The sequence below is a fragment of the Leucobacter sp. USCH14 genome (assembly GCF_037619215.1).
GTDB lineage: Bacteria > Actinomycetota > Actinomycetes > Actinomycetales > Microbacteriaceae > Leucobacter.
The window spans coordinates 1-24,654 of record NZ_JAQPZP010000007.1; the positions used below are offsets into that span (position 1 = coordinate 1).

General features: G+C 67.7%; 31 protein-coding genes. 13 read left to right on the forward strand and 18 right to left on the reverse strand.

What is annotated here, in order from left to right; translation table 11 throughout:
• The 15 genes from PQI23_RS08415 to PQI23_RS08485 all read right to left on the reverse strand — a co-directional run.
• A partial coding sequence (locus tag PQI23_RS08415) for a replicative DNA helicase (RefSeq protein WP_339973475.1) occupies window positions 1-1,070 on the reverse strand: 1,070 nt, incomplete at its 3' end.
• Window positions 1,067-1,426 carry a hypothetical protein gene (locus PQI23_RS08420; RefSeq protein ID WP_339973477.1) on the reverse strand — a complete coding sequence of 120 codons (360 nt, stop codon included), beginning with the start codon at window positions 1,424-1,426 and terminating at the stop codon, window positions 1,067-1,069. The genes PQI23_RS08415 and PQI23_RS08420, both read right to left, overlap by 4 nt.
• Window positions 1,410-2,159: a helix-turn-helix domain-containing protein gene (locus tag PQI23_RS08425; RefSeq protein WP_339973479.1), complete on the reverse strand. Its 750-nt coding sequence runs from the start codon at window positions 2,157-2,159 to the stop codon at window positions 1,410-1,412. The genes PQI23_RS08420 and PQI23_RS08425 overlap by 17 nt, the downstream gene beginning before the upstream one ends.
• Window positions 2,152-2,532 (reverse strand): HNH endonuclease, encoded by a 381-nt coding sequence (locus tag PQI23_RS08430; protein WP_339973481.1) that lies wholly within the window; start codon window positions 2,530-2,532, stop codon window positions 2,152-2,154. Before PQI23_RS08430 ends, PQI23_RS08425 begins: the two co-directional genes overlap by 8 nt.
• Window positions 2,529-2,726, reverse strand: a complete 198-nt coding sequence (locus PQI23_RS08435) for a hypothetical protein (protein ID WP_339973483.1) — start codon at window positions 2,724-2,726, stop codon at window positions 2,529-2,531. The genes PQI23_RS08430 and PQI23_RS08435 overlap by 4 nt, the downstream gene beginning before the upstream one ends.
• Entirely contained in the window at window positions 2,723-2,980 is a 258-nt protein-coding gene (locus PQI23_RS08440; RefSeq protein WP_339973485.1) for a hypothetical protein, read from the reverse strand. The genes PQI23_RS08435 and PQI23_RS08440 overlap by 4 nt, the downstream gene beginning before the upstream one ends.
• Window positions 2,981-2,985: 5 nt before the next feature.
• Complete coding sequence (locus PQI23_RS08445) at window positions 2,986-3,429, reverse strand: hypothetical protein (protein WP_339973487.1); 444 nt, start codon at window positions 3,427-3,429, stop codon at window positions 2,986-2,988.
• Between the two features lie 2 nt (window positions 3,430-3,431).
• Window positions 3,432-4,322 carry a RecT family recombinase gene (locus tag PQI23_RS08450; protein ID WP_339973488.1) on the reverse strand — a complete coding sequence of 297 codons (891 nt, stop codon included), beginning with the start codon at window positions 4,320-4,322 and terminating at the stop codon, window positions 3,432-3,434.
• The gene (locus PQI23_RS08455; protein WP_339973490.1) at window positions 4,322-5,347 is read right to left on the reverse strand and encodes a YqaJ viral recombinase family protein; all 1,026 of its coding nucleotides are present in this window, start codon (window positions 5,345-5,347) and stop codon (window positions 4,322-4,324) included. The genes PQI23_RS08450 and PQI23_RS08455 overlap by 1 nt, the downstream gene beginning before the upstream one ends.
• A complete protein-coding gene (locus tag PQI23_RS08460; RefSeq protein WP_339973492.1) occupies window positions 5,344-5,673 on the reverse strand; it encodes a hypothetical protein in 330 nt (109 codons plus the stop codon). The genes PQI23_RS08455 and PQI23_RS08460 overlap by 4 nt, the downstream gene beginning before the upstream one ends.
• Before the next feature lie 3 nt (window positions 5,674-5,676).
• Window positions 5,677-6,087 (reverse strand): RusA family crossover junction endodeoxyribonuclease, encoded by a 411-nt coding sequence (locus PQI23_RS08465; RefSeq protein WP_339973495.1) that lies wholly within the window; start codon window positions 6,085-6,087, stop codon window positions 5,677-5,679.
• Window positions 6,077-6,340 carry a hypothetical protein gene (locus tag PQI23_RS08470; protein ID WP_339973497.1) on the reverse strand — a complete coding sequence of 88 codons (264 nt, stop codon included), beginning with the start codon at window positions 6,338-6,340 and terminating at the stop codon, window positions 6,077-6,079. The genes PQI23_RS08465 and PQI23_RS08470 overlap by 11 nt, the downstream gene beginning before the upstream one ends.
• The gene (locus tag PQI23_RS08475) at window positions 6,341-6,610 is read right to left on the reverse strand and encodes a hypothetical protein (protein ID WP_339973499.1); all 270 of its coding nucleotides are present in this window, start codon (window positions 6,608-6,610) and stop codon (window positions 6,341-6,343) included.
• Between the two features lie 83 nt (window positions 6,611-6,693).
• The gene (locus PQI23_RS08480) at window positions 6,694-6,828 is read right to left on the reverse strand and encodes a hypothetical protein (RefSeq protein ID WP_339973501.1); all 135 of its coding nucleotides are present in this window, start codon (window positions 6,826-6,828) and stop codon (window positions 6,694-6,696) included.
• Between the two features lie 80 nt (window positions 6,829-6,908).
• Window positions 6,909-7,175: a hypothetical protein gene (locus PQI23_RS08485; protein ID WP_339973503.1), complete on the reverse strand. Its 267-nt coding sequence runs from the start codon at window positions 7,173-7,175 to the stop codon at window positions 6,909-6,911.
• An 87-nt stretch (window positions 7,176-7,262) separates the two neighbouring features.
• Here PQI23_RS08485 and PQI23_RS08490 point away from each other — a divergent pair, with 87 nt between their 5' ends.
• From PQI23_RS08490 to tmk, 8 genes are all read left to right on the forward strand, one after another.
• Complete coding sequence (locus tag PQI23_RS08490) at window positions 7,263-7,703, forward strand: hypothetical protein (protein ID WP_339973505.1); 441 nt, start codon at window positions 7,263-7,265, stop codon at window positions 7,701-7,703.
• A gap of 8 nt (window positions 7,704-7,711) precedes the next feature.
• Window positions 7,712-8,119, forward strand: coding sequence for an ImmA/IrrE family metallo-endopeptidase (locus PQI23_RS08495; RefSeq protein WP_339973508.1), 408 nt, complete (start codon window positions 7,712-7,714; stop codon window positions 8,117-8,119).
• Window positions 8,116-9,543 carry a recombinase family protein gene (locus PQI23_RS08500; RefSeq protein WP_339973510.1) on the forward strand — a complete coding sequence of 476 codons (1,428 nt, stop codon included), beginning with the start codon at window positions 8,116-8,118 and terminating at the stop codon, window positions 9,541-9,543. Before PQI23_RS08495 ends, PQI23_RS08500 begins: the two co-directional genes overlap by 4 nt.
• A gap of 8 nt (window positions 9,544-9,551) precedes the next feature.
• On the forward strand, window positions 9,552-9,659 hold the full coding sequence (locus PQI23_RS08505; protein WP_339973513.1) for a DUF4244 domain-containing protein: 108 nt from the start codon (window positions 9,552-9,554) through the stop codon (window positions 9,657-9,659).
• Window positions 9,659-10,015 carry a TadE/TadG family type IV pilus assembly protein gene (locus tag PQI23_RS08510; RefSeq protein WP_339973515.1) on the forward strand — a complete coding sequence of 119 codons (357 nt, stop codon included), beginning with the start codon at window positions 9,659-9,661 and terminating at the stop codon, window positions 10,013-10,015. Before PQI23_RS08505 ends, PQI23_RS08510 begins: the two co-directional genes overlap by 1 nt.
• Window positions 10,012-10,812, forward strand: a complete 801-nt coding sequence (locus PQI23_RS08515) for a M23 family metallopeptidase (RefSeq protein ID WP_339973517.1) — start codon at window positions 10,012-10,014, stop codon at window positions 10,810-10,812. The genes PQI23_RS08510 and PQI23_RS08515 overlap by 4 nt, the downstream gene beginning before the upstream one ends.
• Before the next feature lie 179 nt (window positions 10,813-10,991).
• A complete protein-coding gene (gene topA / locus PQI23_RS08520; protein ID WP_339973520.1) occupies window positions 10,992-13,823 on the forward strand; it encodes a type I DNA topoisomerase in 2,832 nt (943 codons plus the stop codon).
• 36 nt (window positions 13,824-13,859) lie between these two features.
• Window positions 13,860-14,492 carry a dTMP kinase gene (tmk, locus tag PQI23_RS08525; RefSeq protein ID WP_339973523.1) on the forward strand — a complete coding sequence of 211 codons (633 nt, stop codon included), beginning with the start codon at window positions 13,860-13,862 and terminating at the stop codon, window positions 14,490-14,492.
• Between the two features lie 34 nt (window positions 14,493-14,526).
• Here the strand turns inward: tmk and PQI23_RS08530 are convergent, their stop codons facing one another.
• The gene (locus tag PQI23_RS08530; protein ID WP_339973525.1) at window positions 14,527-15,135 is read right to left on the reverse strand and encodes a PepSY domain-containing protein; all 609 of its coding nucleotides are present in this window, start codon (window positions 15,133-15,135) and stop codon (window positions 14,527-14,529) included.
• Window positions 15,136-15,497: 362 nt separating this feature from the next.
• Window positions 15,498-17,828: a phosphoribosylformylglycinamidine synthase subunit PurL gene (purL, locus tag PQI23_RS08535; protein ID WP_339973527.1), complete on the reverse strand. Its 2,331-nt coding sequence runs from the start codon at window positions 17,826-17,828 to the stop codon at window positions 15,498-15,500.
• Window positions 17,829-18,017: 189 nt separating this feature from the next.
• Here purL and PQI23_RS08540 point away from each other — a divergent pair, with 189 nt between their 5' ends.
• From PQI23_RS08540 to PQI23_RS08560, 5 genes are all read left to right on the forward strand, one after another.
• Window positions 18,018-19,085 carry a hypothetical protein gene (locus PQI23_RS08540; RefSeq protein ID WP_339973529.1) on the forward strand — a complete coding sequence of 356 codons (1,068 nt, stop codon included), beginning with the start codon at window positions 18,018-18,020 and terminating at the stop codon, window positions 19,083-19,085.
• A gap of 268 nt (window positions 19,086-19,353) precedes the next feature.
• Window positions 19,354-20,346: a siderophore ABC transporter substrate-binding protein gene (locus tag PQI23_RS08545; protein WP_339973532.1), complete on the forward strand. Its 993-nt coding sequence runs from the start codon at window positions 19,354-19,356 to the stop codon at window positions 20,344-20,346.
• Window positions 20,343-21,365 carry an iron chelate uptake ABC transporter family permease subunit gene (locus PQI23_RS08550; protein ID WP_339973534.1) on the forward strand — a complete coding sequence of 341 codons (1,023 nt, stop codon included), beginning with the start codon at window positions 20,343-20,345 and terminating at the stop codon, window positions 21,363-21,365. The genes PQI23_RS08545 and PQI23_RS08550 overlap by 4 nt, the downstream gene beginning before the upstream one ends.
• Window positions 21,358-22,398 (forward strand): iron chelate uptake ABC transporter family permease subunit, encoded by a 1,041-nt coding sequence (locus PQI23_RS08555; protein ID WP_339973536.1) that lies wholly within the window; start codon window positions 21,358-21,360, stop codon window positions 22,396-22,398. The genes PQI23_RS08550 and PQI23_RS08555 overlap by 8 nt, the downstream gene beginning before the upstream one ends.
• Window positions 22,399-22,438: 40 nt before the next feature.
• Window positions 22,439-23,200 carry an iron ABC transporter ATP-binding protein gene (locus tag PQI23_RS08560; protein WP_339973539.1) on the forward strand — a complete coding sequence of 254 codons (762 nt, stop codon included), beginning with the start codon at window positions 22,439-22,441 and terminating at the stop codon, window positions 23,198-23,200.
• A gap of 82 nt (window positions 23,201-23,282) precedes the next feature.
• Here the strand turns inward: PQI23_RS08560 and PQI23_RS08565 are convergent, their stop codons facing one another.
• A complete protein-coding gene (locus PQI23_RS08565; protein WP_339973541.1) occupies window positions 23,283-24,572 on the reverse strand; it encodes a glutamyl-tRNA reductase in 1,290 nt (429 codons plus the stop codon).
• Window positions 24,573-24,654 lie beyond the last annotated feature (82 nt).

Consider the following 24,654-nt stretch of genomic DNA (forward strand, 5'->3'; position numbering starts at 1 on the left):
GGGTTCGGGCGGTTCGTCATGTTGCGGTTGAGCTGTTCGAGGATCAGCACCGAGCAGCCGAGCTGCTTCGCGAGCTGCTTCGCAGCGTTCGCCCAGTCCTCGAGGTCTTGCTGGCGAGACTTCGACTCCGCCGGGCTCTTCACGAGGCCGAGGTAGTCGATCACGATCAGGCCGAGGTCGCCCTTGCGGTGCAGGGCGTTCGCGAACCCGATGATGTCTTCCCAGCGGGCGCCGGCCCGGTCGAATACCTCGAGGGGGAGCGCGGCGATCGCGGACTCGGCCGCCTTCACCGACGCCCACCCATCCGGGGTGAGCTGATGGTTCTGCAATGCGCCCTGGTGGATGCCCTGCATCATCGAGATCAGCCGCTTAAGCAGATCCTTCTCGGTCATCTCGAGCGAGACGTACCCGACGCGCTTCCCGAGCTCGGCGATGTGGAGGGCGAGCTGCAGGCCGAAGATCGACTTGCCCCCGCCGGAGCGCGCAGCGACGGTGTAGAGCGAGCCGGGGCGGATGCCGCCGATCATCGCGTTCAGCGGCACCCACGGCGTCGGCGTGAACGGCGCCCGCGTGCTCATCTCGTCGACGAGCTCCCCGAACACGGACCCGATGGGGCGCGACTGGCGCAGCGTGCCGCCGCGCAGGTCGGCGATGATGCCCGCCGCCTTCTCCACGATGTCGCCCTCAGCGTTCCCCGAGGCCGCGAGCGCCGAGATCGAGAGCGACGCCTCATGCAGCTTCCGCCGTTCCCCGTGGTCGCGCACGATCTCGGCGAACTGCATCGCCTGCACGCCGCGCGCCCCGAGCCCGTTGATGTCGTGCGGGTAGGTCGCGTCGAACTCGTGCGACCGCCCCGCCGCGACGCGCAGGTCGTTGACCGTGATCGGGGAGACGGTGATCCCCTCGTCGGCGAGCGCGCACATGATCGAGTAGACCGACGCCGCGCGCGGCACCGCGAAGTCCGTCTCGCGCACGATCTGCCGCACTTCCCAGATGCGCGCCGGGTCGTCGAACACCGAGCACAGCAGGTAGCTCTCGGTCTGCGAGTCGTACTCGATCGTGTCGTTCACGACTGCACTCCTTCCTCGACGAGCTCGACGATGTCGCCGGGGGTGATCCACCGGTGACGGTTGGGGCCCAGGAAGTACGCGCGCACTGCGGCTTGCGCGTCCTCCACGGGGATGCGGTACGGGCCGAGAGCGTCGCTCCATGCCACCGCCTCGCCCTCGCCCCGCTCGCGGGAGTCGTACGCGGCGACGTACGCGAGCAGGTTGAAAGCGGCGCGGCGCCCGACGACTCGTGGACGGCGATCTGCGGCGTCGGAAGACGCTCGGGCGACCGCCTGACCGGTCCTGCCCTGATCGCCCGCGGTGCACCCCATAGCGGCGCGCTCCGCGTGCGTCATGTGCTCAGGCGCCGAGTGCACGGGGCACCTCCTCCGACTGCATCGCGCGCGCCCGGGCGGCCATGCGTTCCACAGCGGTCCCGCCGGCGGCGCCCGCGCGCTGCGGCAGCGGGCCGTTCTCCCACGCCTCCGCGTTCAGCCAGGAAGCCGGGTACTTCGTGAACGCCTGCACCCGGTTCGGATCGTCGCGGTACTGAGCAGCAGCAGCGAGCAGCGCCTCGGCAGAGACCTTCTTGAGAGCGGCCTTGTACGCGGTGCGGGCTCGGCCCTTGTCCTTCTTGAGGGGGTAGACCTGCCACCACTCGTCGAACGAGTGCGCACTCTGCGCATGCGCACTTGCGCATGTATCTACCTCAGAACTATCTACCTCTATAGGAAGGACAGATTTTGCGCCTGTGCCGGTTGCTCTGTCGTCAGGTGCCGGTTGCTTCGGCCTACCGGCACCGTGTGCCGCTTGCTCCTCGTCGTCGCGCAGCGGCCGATCCATCAGGCGGTAGCCGTCGGGCAGCCGCCCCTCTCCGCGTCCTCCTCGGCGCACTCTCTCGACAACCCCGAGCGCTTCCAGCTCGGCGAGCGCGTCGCGCACCTTGCGCTCCGAGCACCTCGCCTCCGCCGCGAGCGTCGCCTGCCCCGGATAGTTCCCGCGCAGTCCCGCGCGGGTGGCGAGCGAGCCGAACACCATCACCGCGAACGATGAGACGCGATCGTGCTCGCGGAACATCCACGTCGGAATCGCTGCGAAACCCTCAGCCATTGCCCTCACTCCTTCCTCTGTCCTGTGGGCGGTCATGCCTGCCGCCCTCGTCGTCGAGCCACTGCGTGCGGCCCCCGAGGTCCACGTACGGAACCTCGCTCTCGTGCCGCCTCTCGTGGCGGCTGATCGCCCACCCGGGCGGCGCCTTCGAACCGCGATGCGCGATGCCGTGGCACTTGCCGTTGTCGTGGTTCCCGTCGCCGCAGAGAGCGAGCAGGTTCGCGAGGTTGTGCTTCCCGCTCCGGCTCAGGTAGCGGCGGTGGTGAATCTCCTCCGCCGGCCGCCCGCACCCGCCCTCGCACATGCCGCCCGAGCGCTCGACGAGCTTCTCGACCGTCTTCGCGGGCACGGGCCCCGTCCGCTTGTTGCTCACGCGAACGCCCCCGCCTTCGTCACACGGAACTCGTGCACGCCTTCCCACCGCATCCGCGTCACCGACCGGAGCGACTCGAGCGTGAGCATCCCCGTCTTCGGATCGCGGGCGTCGACGCGCCACGTGTCGGTGTCGTCATCCACCCGCACCGGGTCGCCGACGACGACCTCCTGCAGGCGGCGCTCGAGCGTCACAGCGTCACCCCGAACTTCTCGGCGGTGCGCTCCACAACGGCCGCCGCTTCCGCGGTGCCGATGTCTCGCGCCTGCCGGCGAGCTTCGAGCAGCACGCCCTTCGTCAGGTGCTCGCGCGCCTCGGCGAGGTCGGCGGCCGCGTTCGCCTGCGCGGTGCGAGCCGCCCGCGACTCCTCCTGCGCCCGGTCACGGTCTGCGATGAGCTGCGCGATCTGCACCTCTGACCACTCGGCCTGTTCTTCGTCTGACTGCATGGTCCTCATGCCCTTCTCGGATTGCTCGCCAACTGGTAGGTCGCGAGCACCAACTTCGATTGCGTCTGCAGGCTGCTCTTGCGGGAGTCGACGAGATCCGCGAGACCCTTCGCGTAGCGGTAGGCGATCTGCGCATCCACTTCGGCGTCGTGCTCGTCCTCCGTCGCGAGGTCCACCTCTGCGGCACGGACCTCGGCGTTCTTCCCCTCGGCGGTTCGCAGCGCCACGGCGCGCGCCCGGAGGAGAGCCTTCGCCGCGGTGGCCCGCACCTTGTCGGCTTCCTTCACGATCCACAGCGCATTGCCTGCGACCGCGTCGACGAGTTCGAGCTGGCTGATGATCTCGTCGGGGGTGCGGATGGTGCCCGGGGTGGGCGGTTCGATCGCGATTTCCTTTCGCATCCGAGCCACCCACCCTTCGACATCGGCTGCGGTGTTCGGGGCGGGCATGTTCACTCCTGCCCCCGCGCTTCGAGCTCGGCCTTCGCCTGCCGGAGCACCTGGTCGAACGTCAGATCCTCGACGAGCACGGTGCGCAGCAGTCCGGCCTCCTTCGCTTCCCCGTGCAGGGTGCGCAACATGTCGACACCGATCGCGACGTCGTCGGCCTTGAGGCACTGCTGAATGCGGTCGACCCATGCGGCCTGATTGAACTCCGGCTCGTTCACGACCTCCGCCTCGACCGGGTCCGGCTCCGCTTCGGGGCGAGGTGCGGGCTTCGGAGGGGTCTCAGACTGACGGGGAGTGTCAGCCTGCGCCATTTCATCCGAGGTGTACAGACCGGAATAGTCCTGCGGGTACGCCTTCCGAAGCGCGAGCGCTTCGGCAACCTTCGACGTCATAAGCGCCGGCATCTTGCCCCACTGACCCGTAGGTTCTCCGTTGCGCAGCGGCACGTACTCGTCGTAGCGAGCGACAGCGGTGATTGGCTTCACGAACCCATCGAGGTAAAGCGTGATCCGGGCAGCGGCGGGCGGCGTATTCTCGAGCCATACGTCACGCCAGGCACCGTCCGTGCCGCACCAGTGCTCCTCCATCCCCCGGAACGTGCCCTTACGGTCACGGATCACGCGGAACCCGTCGATGCTGGTCTGGATTGTGTACTTCGTGACCCAGTTGTTGCCCTGCTTCGATCGGCGCCCGATCATGTAGATCTGCCGGGCGAACGGATCCAGGCCGGAGCGCTTCGCCTGGTGGAAGAACGCCTCGATGTCGCCGCGTGGCGCATCGCCGAGACCCATCTGTACGAGCGCTGCCCGCTGCGCCTCATTGAAGAACTTCTGATCGGTCGCGATCGCGAGGTTCGTCTCGGTATCGTTCCGCTCTGCAAGTGCCGTGCTCATTACTTCGTTCCCTTCCCGGCGGTCACGGTCGCCCGAGCCGCCTTGCCCTTCCTCACGGTTCGCACCGTCTTCGTGTGCTGGTTCGCCAGCTCGTCGAACGCGGCCTGCAGCTTCTCCACGCGGGCCTTCGCTCGAGCGAGCTGTGCGGCCTCCTTCGGATGCGCCGCGTCGGCCGCCTCGAGGTCGACCACTTCCTCGTCGACCTCCTGGTCCGGGGTGCCCGGCGTGATCGTGACGCGGGCGAGCGGTGAGTCCTGCGAGATGCCCTTTGCAATGAGCGCCGAGTACGAGGTCTTCTTGAGTGCCTCCCACTTCTTCTCCTCGTCGAGCGCCCGGAGGTAGTTCACGGCGTGCGTATCCACCTCCTCGTCAATGACCGGGCCCGCTTCGCTGTCCATCGCGGCGAGCACCGTGTCAGCGACCTCGACGAGCTGCGCGATCATCCCCTCGTCGCGAGGGAACCACTCGCGCGACATCTCGCCCGCACGGAACTCGCCGGGACGGCCGAGGCGCAACTCGACATTCAGGTGCGAGCCGACGGCGCCGGTCACGTAGTTGCACCACTGCATCTGCCACTCGTAGCCCTTCTCAGCGAGCGCGGCGGAGCCCTTCGGCAGCGGCTTGCCCGACGTCTTGATCTCGTCAAGTTCGATCTCGCCGTCGAAGTTGATCGCGATCCCATCGGGGGAGGCGAGGTGGCGGGAGTTCTGCGCGGCATGGAACACTCGCGATTCCGCTGCGACGCCGTACCCCGCGAGGTACGCGGCAATGACCGGCTCGCGCAGGTTGCCCCACTCGGTGAACGCGTTCCCGGTGAACGGGTCGCCGTCGTGCTTCTTCTTCACGAGATCGGCGATCGCCACCTCGCGGTTCGGCGCGACCATGATCTTCGCGAGCTCGGTCGCGGTCACGCCGCCAGTGCGCTCCGCGAGCCACGCCTCGCGATCCTTATCGGATGCGCCGGCCCGCGACTCCAGGTCGACGAGCACGGGCGCCGGGTCGAGGTCGGTGAACGAGAGGCTCACTGGTCCGCCGCCTCTCCGTCGATGGGGAGCTGGCCGTCAGCCGGGAGCTCCTCGATCGGGAGCGGGGTATTCCCGGTGCGCTTCCCGTACGCCTCGTTAAGCAGAGTGCGCACGACCTTCTCGTCTTCGCCTTCGACCTGCTCGATGTGCTTCACGCGCACCGTCGCCTGCCACTCGTTCGACGGGTCGGTCTTCGCGATCCCGTGCCGCGAGATCACCGCCACGACCACGACGTCATCCGGGCTGCCCGTGGTGAAGTGGTCCTCGAGGTCTTGCAGACCGTCGAGCTCCTCGTCGGGGCGCTTGCTGGTGTACTTGAGTACCATTTCTCATTCCTTCTCTCGGTAGACGCTCACCTGAACGCCGGGGTTGGGGCCGTAGACCTTGCGGCCGGGCCACTGGACCATCTGCGCGTCGTCGCGCCACACACCCGCATCGGTGAGTGCGTCGCACAGAGCGCGCAGAAGCTTGTCGCCGTCCGGCTTCACGGACGGGTGAGCGCGCTTCACGCTCTTGGGGCGTTCGAACTCGAACAGCTGCGCGAGGATCAGGGGGCCGTCGAGCGGTTGCGAGATGCCGGCGGCGATCATCGCTGCGCGGGCGCTCGCGGTCACCTTCCGGCGCCACGGCCGGAGCTTCTTCGCGTTCGCGTCCACCGCGCGCCCGTTGAACACCGTCTTCGAGCCCTGCGGCACAGGCACGCCGTCGACGCGGAACGACAGGAGCAGCTCACGCGTCATCGCACGAACCCGACTGCTCGGGCGATAACGCGTACCGTGGCGACGATGCTGTCGACGAGGCGTAGTCCGCTATCACGATGACGAGCGCGAAGATCAGCACGAGCACGATCGCGACGCCCTGCACGATCGGTCCCACCAGGAACCAGAGGGGCGTGAAGGGGAGCGCTGCCGACGTGGCGGCGAGCAGGCACAGGGTCCACCAGGCCGTCGTCCAGTCGCCGCCGGCAGGGGCTCGTCGAGTGGCGCGGCGCATTCACTTCACACCTGCCTCGGCCTGGCACGAATCCGCGAGGTCCGCATAGACGCGACGCGCTTGGTCTGCGGAGATGGGCGCGTGAGCGATCATGCTGGCGGTCTCGGCGTTGATCCGCAGCGCGTCTGCGCGCTCGTCGCGCGCCTCGGCGAGCATGTTGGCCGCCTCGGCGCGGTGCTCGAGCGCCTTCTCTAGTCGGTGAGTAGCGAGCCACAGGAGCAGCGCGGCGATGAGATAGGTCGCGACGCCGGCGATGACGTTGATGTCCATGAGAGGGGAGTTCCTTCGTTTTCGGGTACGACAAATCGGCCCCCCACTAGGTCGGCGGAGGCGAGAACGGGAGAGCGGGGGAGCTACGCGGCGGAGCGCCGGGCCCGGGCTTCCGCTTCTGCGTGGAAGCCGCGGATCTGAGCTTCGAGCTCTTCTACCGAGGGGGTGACGTTCGGGATGTAGGCGCCGAGGGCCGCTTCGTGCGGGTCCATCGACATGGTGCGGATGACTGAATCGGTGAGAACCCGGCTGAACGATTCGACACAGTCAGCCCGTGACGGTCGGTTCTGCCGGGCACTCATGAAGCGGCGGCCTTCTCTGGAAGGCGTGCGCCCGGGATCGCTTCGGGAACGGAGAGGAACTCTTCGACCGAGAGTCCGAACACGGCGGCGATGGTGCCGACCTCGGCGAACTTGAACATGGTGCGGTTGTTCATGCGGTGGCCGATCCAGAACTGGTCCTTCCCCACCTGTTCGGCGAGCCACTTGCGGGTCTTGCCGTGGGCGACGAGGAGGAGGTCAATTGCAAGAACTACACCGTCTTGAGAGCTGTCGTTGTTTGGCATAGATGAAGCTTGGCATATCCGAAATGCAACCGGCAAGCTGATTTTCATACTTGACTAGCAAATAGCGCATATGCCAAGCTTTAGCGCGTGAGCAAATACCCTGAACTCAGCCCGTTCTCCCTCGCATTCGCGGACGCGTACCGCGGTTTCATGCGAGAGCACCGCATCACGGGCCAGGCGCTCACCGAGAAGCTCGGCCGTGCTCTGGGCTATGTATCGGAGCGAATTAATGGGAAGCGAGCCCTTGATACTGAAGATGTAGACGCGCTCGCGATGCTTGCAGGAAGCGAGTGGTCCGGTCGCACGCTCATGATCGAACTGGCGCGCCGTGCTCGCGTCGCGGTTGAAGGCCCGGGTGAAGATGCACTTCCCGACAATGTCGTACGTCTCCCGCAGACTGGCGGCGCCGTCAGCGCACTCGATCTCATTGACGATGCCGGAGTCGTCGAATACCACGGGCAGGCCGCTGATCGGGGGGAACACGAGGCCGACCGCCACTCGGCGCCCGGCGAACATCCAGACGACTAGGAGACGCAATGCAACGCCTGATCGCCCTCGCTGCCGAGGATGGGCTTTCCGTGCAAATCGCTACCATCACGCCCGGGATCCGCGGGTTTCTCGACCTCGCGACGATGACGATCTACCTGTCGCGCCGACTCAATCCTGTCGAGATGCTGTGCACGCTCGCGCACGAGCTCGGGCACTTCCACTACGGTCACGATTGCTCATCTCTGACCGCCGAAGCGCAGGCGAACAGCTACGCGTGCCGCATCCTGATCGACCCCGACGCCTACGCGGCTGCCGAGGCGCTCTCGCCCTACTTGCAGGACATCGCCGACGAACTCGGAGTCACTGTCACGATGGTCGAGCACTACCAGCGGCACGCGTTGCAGAAACTCGGCGAGCGCACCTATGCGCGAGCCCCGCATCGAAAGCTCGCATGAACACACAGCTTCGGCCAGTCCCCGCGGTTCGCCCACGTGCCGTTCTGTATCTGCGCCAGTCCGTCGCACGTGACGACTCGATCAGCCTCGAGCTGCAGGAGATCGCGGGCCGAGATCACTGCGCCCGCAGCGGCTATGACGTCGTACGCGTGGAGGTAGACGAGGGAATCTCCGGGCGCACGTGGGCGAAGCGCCCCGCCGTGCAGCGCGTCATGGGCATGATCGAGTCGCGTGAGGCAGACGTGATCGTGCTGTGGAAGTGGTCGCGGCTGTCGCGCTCCCGGAGAGACTGGGCCGTCGCGGCCGATCGCGTCGACGTCGCCGGAGGGCGCATCGAGTCGGCGACGGAGCCCATCGACACGGCGACCGCGTCGGGCCGCTTCGCGCGCGGTGTGATGACCGAATACGCCGCCTTCCAGTCGGAGCAGATCGGCGAGCAGTGGGCCGAGGTTCGCGCGCGCCGCTTCGCACTGGGGCTCCCTCCGACGGGTTCGGTGCCGTGGGGCTGGGTAAGCCGGAAGACTCACATCGAGCCACACCCGGAGCGCGCCCCCTTCGTGGCGGCCGCTTATCGGCTGTACCTCGAAGGTCGCGGCATGACGTACATCGCAGGGTGGCTGAACCGGTCAGATGCGCGCACATTGAACGGGCGCGACTGGATCCAGGCCACCGTGCGGAAGCTGCTCGATTCCCCGGTCCACGCCGGCTATGTCGAGTATCGCGGCGAGGTGAAGCGCGGCGCGCACACCGGGATCATCTCGGAGAGCGACTGGGCGCGCTACCAGGCTCGGCGGAGGGATCGCCACGTTCCCATGAAGGCGCGTACCTCGAAGCACCTACTCTCGTCTCTGGTCGTCTGCAACTGTGGACGGAAGCGCTACGGGAACACGACGATCGCCCGGCACGATGGAACGACCCGGTATCACTCGTACGTGTGTCCGTCGACGGTGCCGCATCCGCCGAGGGCCAAGACCATTGCAACGTGGCGCGTAGACGCTGCTGTCTCGAATTGGGTAAAGGGCATCAGCGACGCCTCCCCGGCGCTCTCTGAGGCGAACGCAGTGCGCGACGATGTCGAGGCCGTGGCCCGGGAGATCGTCGCCGCAGAACGGCGTCTCGTGAAGCTCACCGAGCATCTACTCTCCGGCCTTGTCCCGGAATCGGCATACCGGGCGTCTCGGGACAACCTCAACAACGAGATCGCGAGATTGAACGCCGAGCTCGCCAAGATGCAGCGCAGTCGCAAGATCAATCCCGCGGACTATCTACGCGGCATCCGCGACCTCGCCGCCCGCTGGGATACCGCGCAGTTCGACGAGAAGCAAGCCGCATTGCGGACCCTCATCGAGAGCGTGACGATCCTCGAGGCTCGGAAGATCGAGATCGTAGCCGTGTGGGGAGAGCATGTAGTTATCGACCTCTGATCGTCATCATGGCAGCCGTCGCGTTCGCCGGTCTCCTGGTGGCGATCATGCGTTCGAGCGAAATCCGAGCGATGCTCGTGCAGCTCGTCGAGAACGCTCTCGGCGCAGGATCCTGATGTTCGCGGCGCTGCGGCACGACGAACGCGGTACGGTCACGGCTGAGTTCGCGATCGTCGTGCCCGCAGTGCTCGCGGTGCTCGGACTGGTCATCGGCGGCATCTATCTGGCTGCGCATCGAATCACGCTCGTATCCGTTTCGGCGCAAGTTGCGAGGCTGGAGGCGCGCGGAGACGAGAGTCGGGCGGAGGAGCAGCTCGACGCTCTCGGCTCCCGAATCGTCGTCGACCGCGAAGAAGATGGAGCGCTGCACTGCGTCACCCTTCGCTCCCACCCGGCTGGCGGCCCCCTCGCGCACGTGGCGGTCGAGTCGCGCTCGTGCGCCGCCCGCACAGGAGAGGGGGCAGCCCCGTGAGCGCCCCGGCCACGCTCGTGTGCGCAGCAGCTGCGGTCTGCCTCGGGCTTCCGATCATCGCGGCCTCGTCGCACCTCGAAGCCGCCCACCGCGCTGCCGGGGCCGCCGATGCAGCCGCGCTCGCCGCAGCCGACGCCGCCGCCGGTTTCGTCGCCTCCGACCCCTGCGAACTGGCCGCCGATGTCGCGCGGTCGGCGGACGCCGAGGTCGTGCGCTGCGAGCTCGATGCGACGCTCGAGGACGCCAGGATCGAAGTGGCGACCGGTGGGCCGTTCGGTACGGTGACTGCTCTGGCGCACGCGGGGCCGCCGCCCTTCGCGGAAGCGCCGCGAGGGCCGGTCGGTGCGAACGGATGGGCATGGCCGAGCGCGGAACCCGGAATCACACAGGGGTTTCACGACGGCTACTCCATTGATCTGCGCACCACTGAGGGCTCTCCGTTGTACGCGCCCTATGACGGCGTGATCATCATGGCCGGAGCGGACGGCGGGGGCCCGCCTGCGCAGTGCATCGCCGAACCCTCCTGGTGGCGCGGGCCGAACTACACCGTACTGATGCGGCACGAGTACCGGGGCCACGTGCTCTACAGCTCGCACAATCACGTCGCCCCGGGGTCGCCGGAGGCATATGGAATCACGCCCGGTGCCACGGTGCGCTCCGGGCAGACCGTCGCGCTCGCCGGCATGAGCGGCTGCACCTCCGGCCCGCACTCGCATTTCACCCTCTCGACCAAGCCGTCGAACGCGTTTCCCGACGTGAATCCCTACCTCTATATCGGAGGGGGCGACGAGGGGTGATGCGCTCGCGGGAGACCCCGATGCGTGGACTTCGCGTGACGACGGACATAATGAAGGGAGAACGTGCGTGGAATCCCGGAGGTGGATTCTCACGCGAGAATGTGTATCGTGTCGGAGCAGAACCCTCAGCCGGTCCTGGCGGAGCAGCCCTACACTGCGTGAAGCAACGAAGGAGACCCGTGAAGGGTACGAAGAAACTCGTCATCGTCGAGTCGCCGACCAAGGCGAAGACGATCGGCGGCTACCTGGGAGACGAATACGAGGTCATCGCCTCGGTCGGTCACGTTCGCGACCTCGCGGAGCCGTCGGCCCTCCCCGCAGAACTGAAGAAGGGCGCCTTCGGCAAGTTCGCGGTCGACGTCGAGAACGATTTCGCTCCCTACTACGTCGTCAACGACAACAAGCGCAAGACGGTCTCCGAATTGAAGCGGGCGCTGAAGGGAGCCGACGAGCTCTGGCTCGCAACTGATGAGGACCGCGAGGGGGAGGCCATCGCGTGGCACCTCCTCGAGGTGCTGCAGCCCAAGGTGCCGGTGCACCGCATGGTGTTCCACGAGATCACCCGGGATGCGATCGAGCAGGCGAAGCAGAATACGCGCGATCTCGATACCGCTCTCGTCGATGCGCAGGAGACGCGGCGCATCCTCGATCGACTCTACGGGTACGACATCTCGCCGGTGCTCTGGCGCAAGGTCGCCCCGAAGCTCTCCGCCGGTCGCGTGCAGTCCGCGGCGACGCGTCTCGTGGTCGATCGCGAACGCGAGCGCCAGGCCTTCCGCGCGGCCGAGTACTGGGACCTCACCGCCACCTTCCGCCCCGATCAGGGCGCTGAGGATCTCACGGCGTTCGAAGCCCGCCTGGTGCGACTGGACGCGCAGCGGGTCGCGACTGGCGGCGACTTCGGCGATGACGGAACGCTGACGCCGCGCGCCGAGAAAGCGGGGGTGATTCCGCTGCAGCAGGAGCGAGCCGAGCGCATTGCGGCGCTGCTCGCCGCTGACGCGCGTGGTGAAGTCGTCTCGGTCGAGACCAAGCCGCACACCCGCCGCCCGGCCGCACCGTTCACGACCTCGACGCTGCAGCAGGAGGCCTCGCGCAAGCTTCGCTACAGCTCCCGCCAGACCATGTCGTTCGCCCAGTCGCTGTACGAGAACGGCTACATCACCTATATGCGTACCGACTCGCCCTCGCTCTCGAAGCAGGCGGTGCAGGCGGCGCGGTCGCAGGCCGCGGAGCTCTACGGCGCGCAGACGCTCCCCGAGAAGCCCCGCGTGTACACGGGCAAGTCGAAGGGCGCCCAGGAGGCGCACGAGGCGATCCGCCCGGCCGGCGACGTGTTCCAGCGGCCGACGTCGCTCAAGGGAAAGCTCACGCAGGGCGAGTTCGCACTCTACGAGCTGATCTGGAAGCGCACGGTCGCAAGCCAGATGGCCGACGCGAAGGGGTCGACGGACACCGTGACCCTCGCGGTGCAGGTTCGCGAGAGTGAGAGCGCAGCGCCGACGGCTGCGGAGTTCACCACGAGCGGCACGGTCATCACGTTCCCGGGCTTCCTTCTCGCGTACGAGGAGGGTCGCGATGAGAACCGCGGAGACAAGAGCGGCGATCAGAACGCAAAGCTTCCGCAGCTCACCGCAGGGCAACCGCTGGGCATCGAAGAGCCGTCGGCCAAGGGCCATGAGACGAGCCCGCCGCCTCGCTACACGGAAGCCAGCCTGACGAAGCGGCTTGAAGAGCTCGGCATCGGTCGCCCATCGACGTACGCCGCGATCATCAGCACGATCATGGATCGCGGTTACGTCGCGAAGAAGGGTCAAGCGCTCGTTCCGAGCTGGATCGCATTCTCGGTCGTGCGGCTCCTCGAGGAGCACTTCAGCGAGCTCGTCGATTACGACTTCACGGCCGAGATGGAGAACGATCTCGACCGCATCGCCTCTGGCGAGGCGGATCGCGGGAAGTGGCTCGGAGAGTTCTACTTCGGCTCCGATGCGCACCCCGGTCTGCGCGGTGTCGTGGACAACCTCGGCGAGATCGACGCGCGCGCGATCAACACCATCAAGATCGATGACGAGATCTCGCTGCGCAACGGCAAGTACGGCCCGTACCTGGAAGTCTTCGACGAGAAGTGCGAAGTGGGTGAGGACGGTGCGCTCAAGCCGCGCAGCGTCAACATCCCCGACGGGCTCGCCCCCGACGAGCTGACGCCCGCCAAGGCTCACGAGCTCGCCGATGCCGAACCAGCCGAGGATCGCGTCGTCGGTCTGCATCCGGAGACGTCGAAGCGCATCGTCGCGAAGAACGGCCGCTTCGGCCCCTACGTCACCGAGCTCCCCGATGAGGGCGAAGAATTGCCGAAGGGTCAGAAGCCGCGCACCGCGTCCCTGTTCAAGAGCATGGACCCGGCCACGATCGACCTCGACACGGCGGTCGCGCTGCTCGGGCTACCCCGCGTCGTCGGCGTCGACACTGAGTCGGAGGCCGAGATCACGGCGCAGAACGGGCGCTACGGCCCGTACCTCAAAAAGGGCAATGACACCCGTTCGCTCCCGAACGAGGACGCGATCTTCTCGATCGACCTCGCCGGTGCCCAGGAGTTGTTCGCGCAGCCGAAGTACGGCGCCAAGCGAGCTTCGAGCGCGCTGAAGGAGTTCGAGGCCGACCCGGTGAGCGGCAAGCCGATCAAGGTGAAGGACGGGCGCTTCGGTCCGTACGTCACGGACGGGGAGACGAACGCGACGATCCCTCGCGGCGACAGCGTCGACGACGTCGACTTCGCACGGGCAGTCGAGCTGCTCGCCATCAAGCGGGCGAAGGGCCCGGCGAAGAAGAAGGCACCGGCTCGCAAGCCGGCTGCGAAGAAGACAGCGACGAAGAAGCCGGCAGCGAAGAAGTCGTCGACGGCCAAGAAGTCGGCGGCGGCGAAGACTGTCGACCCGGCGCGGTCGGCGGCAGCGAAGAAGGCCGCCGCGACGCGCGCGGCCAACCGGGCCGCTGCCGAAGCGCAGGCGTAACCACGAGCGCGGCCGTGTGCGGTCGCTGAGGAGCACATGAGCGGGACCTTCATCACCTTCGAAGGGGGAGACGGCGCGGGCAAGACCACGCAGGCCGCGCTGCTCGAGCAGTGGCTCGAGGGGCGCGGGCTCGAGGTCGTGCGTACCCGCGAACCCGGCGGCACCCGCCTCGGGGCCGAAGTACGCCGTCTGCTGCTCCACGGAGGGGACGAGATCGGTGCCGTCGATGCGCGCGCCGAAGCCCTCCTCTACGCCGCCGATCGCGCGCAGCACGTCTCGAAGGTCGTTCGGCCCGCGCTCGACCGCGACGCGGTGGTGGTGCAGGATCGCTACATCGACTCCTCGCTCGCCTATCAGGGCGCGGGGCGCGTGCTCGAGGTCGACGAGGTGCGGCGCATCAGCGAGTGGGCGGCGGGTGGTCTCTGGCCGGATCTCACGATTCTGCTCGACATCGACCCCGAGTCGAGCGCCGGGCGACGCCGTTCTCGAGGAGACGCCGCCGATCGGCTCGAGTCGGAGGATGTCGCATTCCACATCGCGGTGCGGGAGGGATTCCGTGCACTCGCGAAGGCGGATCCGCACCGATACTTCACCGTCGATGCCACCCTGCCCGTCGACGAGATCCATACCCGCATAGTGGGGCGGGTCGCGGGGTTCATCACGCGCTGAGCAGCTTCCCGGCTGCTCGAGTGCGGGATTGTCCCTAGTCGTCGATCTCGAGCACGTCCCCCATGAACGCGTCGACGACGACCTCGCGATCCGTGCCCTGGAAATCCACCTGGTACACGAGTCGGCCGTCCGAGTACTCGAGCGACCACCGTTCAACCGGTCGGTCAACCTGGGTAGCCGCGCTCGTCATTGCGGCCTCGGCATCGATGACGTCGGAAAGCGCGATTGCGGGGTCGGGGCGATCGTCGGGCTCCAGCCGCTCGACGCGGGTATCGAGCACCGAACCGTCAGTCCCATCCACGAGGCTCTCAACCTCGTTCTCTGAGGTGACGATCTCGACGCGATAGACCAGGTTGCCGTTTCTGAACGCGAGTTCGACCGACTGCAGGTCGCCGGGAGCCGACGCTTGAGCGACATCCACCGCCTCTTCGATTGAGATCCCGGGAACGCTGTCGCGCAGGTCTGTGCTCGCGGACGCATCACCTTGCGCATCCGGGGCGGATTCTTCAGGTGCGGCGGTTGGGGCGGAACTCGACGGCTTCGGCGCGCTCTCACTCGGAACGTTACTCTCCGTGCAGCCGGTGAGCATGAGCGTTGCGGAGAGCATGGCGGGAACCACAAGGGTGTATGGACGAAGACTCATCGGATTCTCCTGCCGGGGTCGGGTGCAGTGCAGGGGAGGCCGGCCACACCCCTCAGTACATTGAAGTCAATCAACGCGCGCACCGCGACTGGAGATGAACGTTTGAGTAGAGGAGAGAATCACATTCAGTACGGTGAACGAGTACTGCGGATTCATGACTCACGTGCGCGAGCACGCAGCACCGGATTCCGTGGGAGAACCGGCCTCGATGAGGCCTCCTCTGCAGAAGATGTGTCGTCGAAACCGGTTCTCTCGTCCGAGCCAGGGCGGGCGATGCGTTCAGCCGATGACCGCCACCCCTCGCTTCGCTCCGTGGGCTGGCGCTGTGGCGCCACCACGGCCGTCGGCCGAACGCGGTGCGTTCAGCCGATGACCGCGCCGAAGCGGGCGGGGAGGGTGGCGCGCGAAGCCGCGCCGAGCTCCGAGAGCGGCAGCGTGAAGCGATCCTGCACCTCGATCGCGGCGTCGGCACCCGAGCCGTCCGTCACACCGATGCGCAGCACCGGGAAGTCGCGGCCCGAGCAGAGCCCGCGGAACTTGACCTCCTCCTCGTGCGGCACGGCGACGAGCACGCGCGCCTGCGATTCTGAGAAGAGCGCGGCGGTCGCATCGACGCCGTCGCGGGAGATGATCTCGTCGATCCACACGCGGGCTCCGACGCCGAAGCGCAGCGCCCCGTCGGTGAGTGCCTGAGCGAGGCCGCCCTCCGACAGGTCGACCGCACCTGAGATGAGCCCGCCCTGCGCGCCGGCATGCAGCAGCTCGGCGAGAGCGCGCTCGTCAGCGAGCGATGCGACGGGCGGGCGTCCGCCGAGATGGTCGTGCACGGTCTCGGCCCAGGCCGATCCGTCGAGCTCGTCGCGGGTGACGCCGAGCAGGTAGAGGTGCTCGCCCTGATCCTGCCAACCGCTCGGCACGCGTCGTGCGACGTCGTCGATGATGCCGAGCACGCCCACGACGGGCGTCGGGTGAATCGGGGTGTCGCCGGTCTGGTTGTACAGCGAGACGTTGCCGCCGGTGACGGGCACCTCGAGCTCGAGGCAGGCGTCCGAGAGTCCCTCGACCGCGCGCGAGAACTGCCACATGACCTCGGGGTTCTCGGGGCTGCCGAAGTTCAGGCAGTCGGTCACCGCGGTCGGCACCGCGCCCGACGTGGCGACGTTGCGGTAGGCCTCCGCGAGTGCGAGCTGGGACCCGACGTACGGATCGAGCTGGCAGTAGCGTCCGTTCGCGTCCGTCGCGATCGCAACGCCGAGGCCGCTCTCCTCATCGACGCGGATCATGCCGGCGCCGTCGGGGAACGCGAGCGCGGTGTTGCCGAGCACGTACTTGTCGTACTGATTCGTGACCCACGACACGTCTGCCTGGTTCGGCGAAGCGGCGACGGCAATCATCTGCGCGCGCAGGTCGTCGCCGGCGTCGGATCGCGAGAGGCCCGAGGCGTTCACGCCCGAGGCCTGCAACGCATCGATCCATGCGGGGTACTCGACGGGGCGCTCGTAGACCGGGCCGTCGACGGCCACGGTCGAGGGATCGACGTTGACGATCTCCTCTCCGCGCCAGTTGATGACGAGTCGGCCGGTGTCGGTGACCTCGCCGAGCACGCTCGTCTCGACGTCCCACTTCGCGGTGACGGCGAGGAACGCGTCGAGCTTGTCGAGGTGCACGACCGCCATCATGCGCTCCTGGCTCTCCGACATGAGGATCTCCTCCGCGGTGAGCGAGGGGTCGCGCAGCAGCACGCTGTCGAGCTCGATGAACATGCCGCCGTCGCCGTTCGCCGCGAGCTCGGAGGTCGCGCACGAGATGCCCGCGGCTCCCAGATCCTGAATGCCCTCGACGAGTTCGTCGCGGAAGAGCTCGAGGCAGCACTCGATGAGCACCTTCTCGGCGAATGGATCGCCGACCTGCACCGCCGGCCGCTTCGTCGGCCCGCCCTCGCTGAAGCTGTCGGAGGCGAGGATCGACGCGCCGCCGATGCCGTCGCCACCGGTGCGCGCGCCGAAGAGCACGACCTTGTTGCCCGTGCCCGAGGCATTCGCGAGGTGCAGATCCTCGTGGCGCAGCACTCCGACGCCGAGCGCGTTGACGAGCGGGTTCGCCTGGTACACGCCGTCGAACACGGTCTCGCCGCCCAGATTCGGGAGGCCGAGGCAGTTCGCGTACGAGGAGATGCCCGAGACGACGCCGTGCACGACACGGGCCGTGTCGGGGTCGTCGATGGCGCCGAAGCGGAGCTGGTCCATCACGGCGACGGGACGCGCGCCCATCGAGATGATGTCGCGGATGATGCCGCCGACACCGGTCGCCGCGCCCTGGAACGGCTCGATGTACGAGGGGTGGTTGTGGCTCTCGACCTTGAAGGTCACCGCCCAGCCCTCGCCGATGTCGATGACGCCGGCGTTCTCGCCCATGCCGACGAGCAGGCGCTCGCGCATCTTGTCGTTGACCTTCTTGCCGAACTGGCGCAGGTAGATCTTCGACGACTTGTAGGAGCAGTGCTCCGACCACATGACCGAGTACATGGCGAGCTCGCCCGAAGTGGGGCGGCGGCCGAGGATCTCGCGGATCCGCTCGTACTCGTCCGGCTTCAACCCGAGAGCGCCGAACGGCTGCTCCTTCTCGGGCGTCGCGATCGCATCGGCGACCGTGTCGGGGCGGGGACCGCTCTGGGTGGCGTCGATGTCTGTCACGCTCGATGTGCTCCGTGGATCGGGGTCGGTTTCGGCGCACGGGAGCGCCGAACGTACGGGATTCAGTCTACGCGGTCGTGCAACCCGCCCAGTGCCGTGCTGCTCCTGCGTTCTGCGGGGTATTCCCGGGCTCAAACGGCGGACGGTCTAGGGTGGAGTTTGTCAGCAGATCAGGGGAGACTGAACGCCATGAGCGATCCGAATACTCACGCAGCAGGCCAGACGCCCGTTCCGCAGCCGAGCGATCAGACGCAGGCTCCGTCGTTCTCGCCGAACGGCGCCCGGCAGGCCTCCGGCCCGACCTCGCGTCCGGAGAACCAGCAGCGCAAGCTGTCGACGTTTCTGAAGGTCAGCATTATCCTGCTCGCGGGCCTGACCGTGGCGTCCATCTCGTTGCTGTTCATCGGGGATTTCCAGGGCAAGTTCGAGCGCGTCTTCTCCACGTTCGCACTGTTCGCGGTGTTCGTCATCTTCACCGCGCTCGATACGCGCCGCGAGCAGAAGTCGGAATGGTACGCCCCGGTCGCGCTCATCGCGAACGCCTACATTCTCGGCCTCCTGATGATCGTCATCTGGATGACGCCGTACAACCCGTACTCGCTGCTGTGGGAGATCTTCTGGAAGTCGGTCTTCGTGATCCTCGTCACGCGGCTCGTCATCCTGTGCGCTCAGCTTCTGCTCCGGATGGGGTCGCAGCACTCCGAGACCATCACTCGATTCGCCTTCGTGACGAGCGTGCTGGCGGTACTCTCGGGGATCCTCTTCACCGCGCCGGTCGGCATCGATGCCTTCGACCTGCACGTGCCCGACATGTACTGGAAGATCGCCACGGCGATCCTGATCCTCACCGCGCTCGGTCTCTCGATCACGCTCCTGCTGCGCTGGTTCTTCGGCGCGGATGAGCGCGAAGCCGCCCGAGCGGCCCGTGGTGCCCGCCAGAGCGGCCCCGCCCCGTACGTCGCGCAGCAGTCGCATGGGCGTGCTCAGCAGCATCGCCCGCAGGCTCTGCAGCACCAGCCTCATCAGCCGGCGCCCGCGCAGCAGCAGCCCGCCGCGACGGCGCAGCAGCAGGCTCCCGCACCCGCGCAGCAGCAGCCCACCGCACCCGCGCGGCAGCCGCAGCCGCAGCAGCCGAGTGGCACTTCCGAACTGCTTCCCTGGCCGACCTTCGCGGACGGTCGTCCGATTCCGGCGGGGCCCGACGGCCAGCCCGACTTCTCCGTGCCGGGCGCCCCGCGCCCGCCGCACGCGCGGTAAGCACTCGAGCGTCTCCATCTCCCGGGTCCGAGTTTCGGATCCGGGAGATGTTCTGTGTGTTGCAGGCGGCGTTTTCCCGCGCTCCAGAAAGTCCCTCCGACCTGGAGGAAGTCGGCGTGAAGCGCGTCGGCGAAGCCGCCCTCGGTTGAACATCAGATGAAACATTGGCTAGGCTAACTCGCGGCCCGCGCTCCACCGCGCGACCACTGCGATCCGACTTCGCGTTCGGCGCAGATCGATGAGACCCGAGACGAAAAGAGCAGCCATCGTGTCCACCAAGATGTTGCGCAGCACGGCATTCACCGCCCTCGCTGCGACCGCCGCCCTCGCACTGTCGGCATGCGCTCCCGCCGCGGAAGCCGACACCGAGCAGTCGGCGTCGAGCGAGACGACGGTGACCGTCACCGACAACTACGGCGAAGTCGAGGTGCCGGTGAACCCCGAACGCGTCGTCGCGCTCGACAACCACGTGTTCGAGACCCTCGACGAGTGGGGCGTGCCGCTCGTCGCCGCTCCGAAGGGCATCATGGGCACGGCGTGGCCCGACTACACCGACGACGCGGAGGTCGCAGACGTCGGCACGCACCGCGAGCCGAACCTCGAGGCGATCGTCGCCGCGCAGCCCGACCTCATCATTGGCGGCTACCGGTTCTCGGAATCGTACGACACCATCGTCGAGCAGAATCCCGACGCCACGGTGATCGAGATCGCGCCCCGCGACGGCGAGGACCCGATGGAGGAGCTCAAGCGCGAGACCGAGATCCTCGGCCAGATCTTCGACCGCGAAGACGAAGCCGCCGAGATCACCTCCGAGTTCGACCAGTCGATCGCAGACGCGAAGGATGCCTACAACGGAACCGACACGGTCATCGGCCTCATCACCTCCGGCGGCAAGATCGAGTTCGCCGCTCCGGTGACCGGCCGCAGCGTCGGGCCCGTGTTCTCGGCCCTCGACCTGGCGCCCGCGATCGAGCAGGAGGCCGAAGACACGTCTCACGGCGACGACATCAGCGTCGAGGCGATCGCCGAGGCGAACCCCGACTGGATCGTCGTACTGGATCGCGATGCGTCGTTCGCCGAACCCGAGCCGGGCGCGGTGCCGGCCGATGAGCTGATCGCCGGCTCCGAGGCGCTGCAGGGCGTCACGGCAGTCGAAGAGGATCAGATCGTGTACCTCGACTCCGACTTCTACCTGACCGAGGACATCCAGGCGTACACCGGGCTGTTCGAGCAGCTGCAGGAGGCGTTCGCCGGCGCATGAGCGTGACGCAGCAGGCCGCCCCGGCGGTCGTCGACGGGGCTCGCACCGAGGGTGCGGGCCCCGCTCGTCGTTCTCGCTGGAGGAGCTCGATCGCGCTGATCGTCGCGATCGTCGTCGTGGCGGCTCTGCTCGCCGCGTCGCTGCTCATCGGAGCGTACGACATCGCGGGTGGCGAGCGCGGCGGCGAGATGTTCTGGATCACCCGAGTGCCCCGCACCCTCGCGCTGGTGCTTGCGGGTGCGGCCCTCGCGACGAGCGGTCTGGTGATGCAGATGCTCACGCAGAACCGCTTCGTCGATGCGACGACCTCGGGCACCACGGAGTGGGCGGCACTCGGGCTCCTGCTCACCGTGCTGATCGCGCCGCAGGTCGGCCTGGTGGGTCGCATGGTGATCGCGAGCCTCTCGGCGTTCGTGGGAACCCTGGTGTTCATGGCGATCCTCCGCCGCATCGTCATTCGCACCACGCTGGTCGTGCCGCTCATCGGCATCATGCTGGGCGCCGTGGTGAGTGCGCTGACCACGTTCCTCGCCGCGCAGTTCAACCTGCTGCAGATGATCGGCACCTGGTTCATGGGCAGTTTCACGTCGGTGGTGCGGGGCCGGTACGAGGTGCTGTGGGTGGTCGGCATCGTCACGCTCCTGGTGTTCATCCTCGCCGACCGCCTCACGGTGGCCGGTCTCGGCAAAGACGTGGCGACGAGCGTCGGCGTGCGCTACGAGGTGGTGCTGGTGGCGGGCACGGCGCTCGTGGCGGTGGCCGCCGGGGTGACGACCGTCGTCGTCGGCTTTCTGCCGTTCCTGGGTCTCGTGGTGCCCAACGTCGTGGCGATGATCCGCGGCGATCACGTGCGCAGCAATCTGCCCTGGGTGTGCCTGGGCGGAATCGCGCTCGTGACCGCATGCGATCTGATCGGCCGCACGGTGCGCATGCCCTTCGAGGTTCCGGTGTCGATGGTGCTCGGCATTGTCGGGTCAGTGGCCTTCATCACGATTCTGCTCAGGCGGCGCAGTGCGTAGCGGGCTTCGCGGCACGGCGGCCGATGCGTCGGCGGCGAGCGCGATCCGCCGCGAGGGCTCGAGCGCCGCGTGGTTCCGCACGCATCGCCCGCTGCTCGTCGTCGGAGTCGCGGCCATCGTGCTCGCGGCCGCGATTCTGGTGTACGGCAATCCCGCTGCGCCAGGCTCCGCCGGCTTCTGGATCATCGTGGACTCCCGGCTCACCTCGCTCGGCACGATCGTGCTCGTCTCGGTGTGCCAGGCGGTCGCGACCGTCCTCTTCCACACGGCGACCGCGAATCGGATCCTCACCCCGTCGATCCTCGGATTCGACGCCCTGTACGTGCTCTCGCAGACGGCGCTCGTCTTCGTCTTCGGCATGGCCGCGGTCGGCATGGAGGGGATTCCGAAGATCATCGCGCAGAGCCTCCTCATGATCGCGTTCGCGACGCTGCTCTACGGGTGGCTCTTCTCGGGGAAGCGCGCGAACCTGCACCTGCTGCTGCTCGTGGGCGTGGTGCTGGGCATCGGGTTCGGCTCGCTGTCGACCTTCATGCAGCGCCTGCTCACCCCGAGCGAGTTCGACGTGCTGAGCGCGCGCCTCTTCGGCAGCATCGGCAGGGGCAACCCCGACTACCTGCCCATCGCGGGAGCCATCGTCGCGATCGTGCTGGTCGTCGTGTGGCGTCGCCGCCGCGTCTTCGACGTCGTCGCGCTGGGGCGGGACGTGGCGACCGGGCTCGGGGTCGCGTACCGCAGAGAGGTCGTGCTGATCCTCGTGACCGTCGCGGTGCTCATCTCGGTGTCGGCGACGATGGTGGGCCCGATGACGTTCTTCGGATTCCTCGTCGCTACGATCGCGTACCAGTTCACGCGAGAGGATCGCCACGCCGAGACCCTCCCGCTCGCGATCGGGGTGGCCCTCGTCACACTGCTCGGCGCCACGTTCGTGCTCAAGCACGTGTTCGCCGCCGCGGGGCTCGTCACCGTGATCATCGAATTCGCGGGCGGACTGCTGTTCCTCGCCATCCTGCTGAGAAAGGGGCTCCGCTGATGAGCCGTCGCACCATTCGCCCGGCGACCGGAGACCGCGCATGATCGCGCTCACCGATGTCGCGAAGCACTACGCCGGGCACCGGGTGCTCGGTCCGATCGACCTCTCCATCGAGCGGGGCGGCGTCACCGCGCTGATCGGGCCGAACGGCGCCGGCAAGTCGACCATGCTCACCATCATCGGGCGCCTGCTCGACGCCGACTCGGGCCGGGTCACGATCGGCGATCTCGACGTGCGCACCGCGAAGCCGCGCGAGCTGGCGCGTGCGGTCTCGATCCTGCGGCAGGAGAATCACTTCATGTCGCGCCTCACCGTGCGGCAGCTCGTCACCTTCGGGCGGTTTCCGCACTCGGCGGGGCGCATCACCGCGGCCGATGTCGAGGCGATCACGTCGGCCATCGAGTTCCTCGACCTCACGGCGATGGAGCACCGCTTCATCGACGAGCTCTCGGGTGGGCAGCGGCAGCGGGCGTTCGTGGCGATGGTGCTCGCGCAGGACACGGATTACGTACTGCTGGACGAGCCGCTCACCGGGCTCGACATGCGTCACGCCGTGTCGATGATGGGGCAGGTGCGCGCCGCGGCGGATGCGCTGGGCAAGACCGTCGTGCTCGTCATCCACGACGTGAACTTCGCAGCGGCCTACGCCGACCGCATCGTGGCGCTCGCCGACGGGCACGTGGTCGCGTCGGGCACCCCCGACGAGGTCTTCACGCCCGAGGTGCTGCAGCGCGTGTTCGACACACCGGTCGAGGTCGTGGAGCACGGAGGTTCTCGCGTCGCGATCTACTACCGCCCGTAACAGGGTCGGGATCCGGATGCGTCCGAGCGCCGCAGCGTTTCAGCGCGACTGCGCCCGGCGGGGCCTCGCCCCGTTCGTCGGCTCAGGCGCGATCCGCCGATTCCAGGCCGAAGAGGGCGGAGAGCGCGTCGGACGCCTCCGACGCTCGGCCCTCGCGCCCGAGGGAGCGGATGCGCGTGGTGGGCGCGTGCAGCAGGCGGCCCGTGAGTCGACGCAGCGCGGCCTCCACATCGGCGGAGGTCGCCTCGTCGTCCTCGTCGCCCGATCGCCTGGCGCGGCAGAGCTCCTCCTCGAGAATCGCGTTGACGTGCCCGCGGAGCGCCAGCAGTACGGGGAGGGTGTCGCGCTCCGCCTGCGAAGCGCCGAACTCGACAGCCGCGTCGTGCACGATCTCCAGCGCCTCGTGCTCGGTGCTGAGCTCGGTGATCGGGGCGTGCTTCGCGACCGTCTCGAGGTCGAGCAGCTCGATGCCGTCGATGCGCGTCACCGCAGGATCGATGTTGCGGGGCATGCCGAGGTCGATGAGGAGGCGCGAGGCGCGCGGAGCGGAGTCGGCGTCAGTGAAGTCGGCCTCGGTGAAGTCGGCCTCGGTGAAGTCGGCCTCGGTGAAGTCGGCCTCGGTGAGCAGCGGCTCCTCGGTGCGGCTGCACGCGATGATGATGTCGGCGTCGTCGAGCGCGCTGCGCAGATCGGCGGGGTCGACGGCAGTGAGCTCGTGCCGCGCTGCGTAGTCGGCCGCTCGGCCCGAGGGCGAATGGACGCTGATGCGCTCCGCGCCCCGGGAGCGCAGCGCCGCGATGGTCGCTCCCGCGTAGGCCCCCGTGCCGATCAGGAGCACTCGCGCCTCCTCCCACACGGGCACGCGGCTCTCCGCGAGGCGGAGGGCGAGGCGCACGAGCGAGCGCCCCTGCGAGTGGATCTCGGTGCGATGCTTCACCGTGCGCGAGGTGCGCGTCGCCGTCTGGAAGAGGCGCTCGAGGTGATTGGTCATGGTTCCGCGCTCGCGTGCTTCGACGTGCGCGCGGCGCACCTGCCCAGCGATCTCCTCCTCGCCGACCACGGCGGACTTGAGCCCCGAAGCGACGGCGAAGAGGTGCTCGGCGGCGCGGTGATCCAGCTCCACGTCAGCGGCCATCGAGAGCGACGAGACCGGCACGCCCGCGGTCTCGGAGATCTGCTCGACGACGGCGTTGCTCGTGTCATGAGCGGCCTGGGCGTACACCTCGAATCGGTTGCACGTCGACAGCACGACGACGCCCTCCAGATCAGGCGCGGCGGTCAACGCGTCGGTGATCTCCCGGGTGCGCCCGGTGAGGCGCTCCAGCAGAGGGAAGGAGCACCCGCGGTGATCGAAGGAGAGGCACAGCAGCATAGATAATCGATACGTTTTCTGATCGGGGATTCGTGGATGTTTCGCGCGGCGTTTCGCTCGAATCTGAACACATCAGATGTGA

Coding starts and splice junctions, on each gene's coding strand:
- PQI23_RS08425 (WP_339973479.1), bottom strand. CDS start 2,159: ATGGCTGAGGGTTTCGCAGCGATTCCGACGTGGATGTTCCGCGAGCAC.
- PQI23_RS08440 (WP_339973485.1), bottom strand. CDS start 2,980: ATGCAGTCAGACGAAGAACAGGCCGAGTGGTCAGAGGTGCAGATCGCG.
- PQI23_RS08445 (WP_339973487.1), bottom strand. CDS start 3,429: ATGCCCGCCCCGAACACCGCAGCCGATGTCGAAGGGTGGGTGGCTCGG.
- PQI23_RS08450 (WP_339973488.1), bottom strand. CDS start 4,322: ATGAGCACGGCACTTGCAGAGCGGAACGATACCGAGACGAACCTCGCG.
- PQI23_RS08460 (WP_339973492.1), bottom strand. CDS start 5,673: ATGGTACTCAAGTACACCAGCAAGCGCCCCGACGAGGAGCTCGACGGT.
- PQI23_RS08465 (WP_339973495.1), bottom strand. CDS start 6,087: ATGACGCGTGAGCTGCTCCTGTCGTTCCGCGTCGACGGCGTGCCTGTG.
- PQI23_RS08470 (WP_339973497.1), bottom strand. CDS start 6,340: ATGCGCCGCGCCACTCGACGAGCCCCTGCCGGCGGCGACTGGACGACG.
- PQI23_RS08475 (WP_339973499.1), bottom strand. CDS start 6,610: ATGGACATCAACGTCATCGCCGGCGTCGCGACCTATCTCATCGCCGCG.
- PQI23_RS08480 (WP_339973501.1), bottom strand. CDS start 6,828: ATGTCGATGGACCCGCACGAAGCGGCCCTCGGCGCCTACATCCCGAAC.
- PQI23_RS08485 (WP_339973503.1), bottom strand. CDS start 7,175: ATGCCAAACAACGACAGCTCTCAAGACGGTGTAGTTCTTGCAATTGAC.
- PQI23_RS08495 (WP_339973508.1), top strand. CDS start 7,712: ATGCAACGCCTGATCGCCCTCGCTGCCGAGGATGGGCTTTCCGTGCAA.
- PQI23_RS08500 (WP_339973510.1), top strand. CDS start 8,116: ATGAACACACAGCTTCGGCCAGTCCCCGCGGTTCGCCCACGTGCCGTT.
- PQI23_RS08505 (WP_339973513.1), top strand. CDS start 9,552: ATGGCAGCCGTCGCGTTCGCCGGTCTCCTGGTGGCGATCATGCGTTCG.
- PQI23_RS08510 (WP_339973515.1), top strand. CDS start 9,659: ATGTTCGCGGCGCTGCGGCACGACGAACGCGGTACGGTCACGGCTGAG.
- tmk (WP_339973523.1), top strand. CDS start 13,860: ATGAGCGGGACCTTCATCACCTTCGAAGGGGGAGACGGCGCGGGCAAG.
- PQI23_RS08530 (WP_339973525.1), bottom strand. CDS start 15,135: ATGAGTCTTCGTCCATACACCCTTGTGGTTCCCGCCATGCTCTCCGCA.
- PQI23_RS08540 (WP_339973529.1), top strand. CDS start 18,018: ATGAGCGATCCGAATACTCACGCAGCAGGCCAGACGCCCGTTCCGCAG.
- PQI23_RS08550 (WP_339973534.1), top strand. CDS start 20,343: ATGAGCGTGACGCAGCAGGCCGCCCCGGCGGTCGTCGACGGGGCTCGC.
- PQI23_RS08560 (WP_339973539.1), top strand. CDS start 22,439: ATGATCGCGCTCACCGATGTCGCGAAGCACTACGCCGGGCACCGGGTG.
- PQI23_RS08565 (WP_339973541.1), bottom strand. CDS start 24,572: ATGCTGCTGTGCCTCTCCTTCGATCACCGCGGGTGCTCCTTCCCTCTG.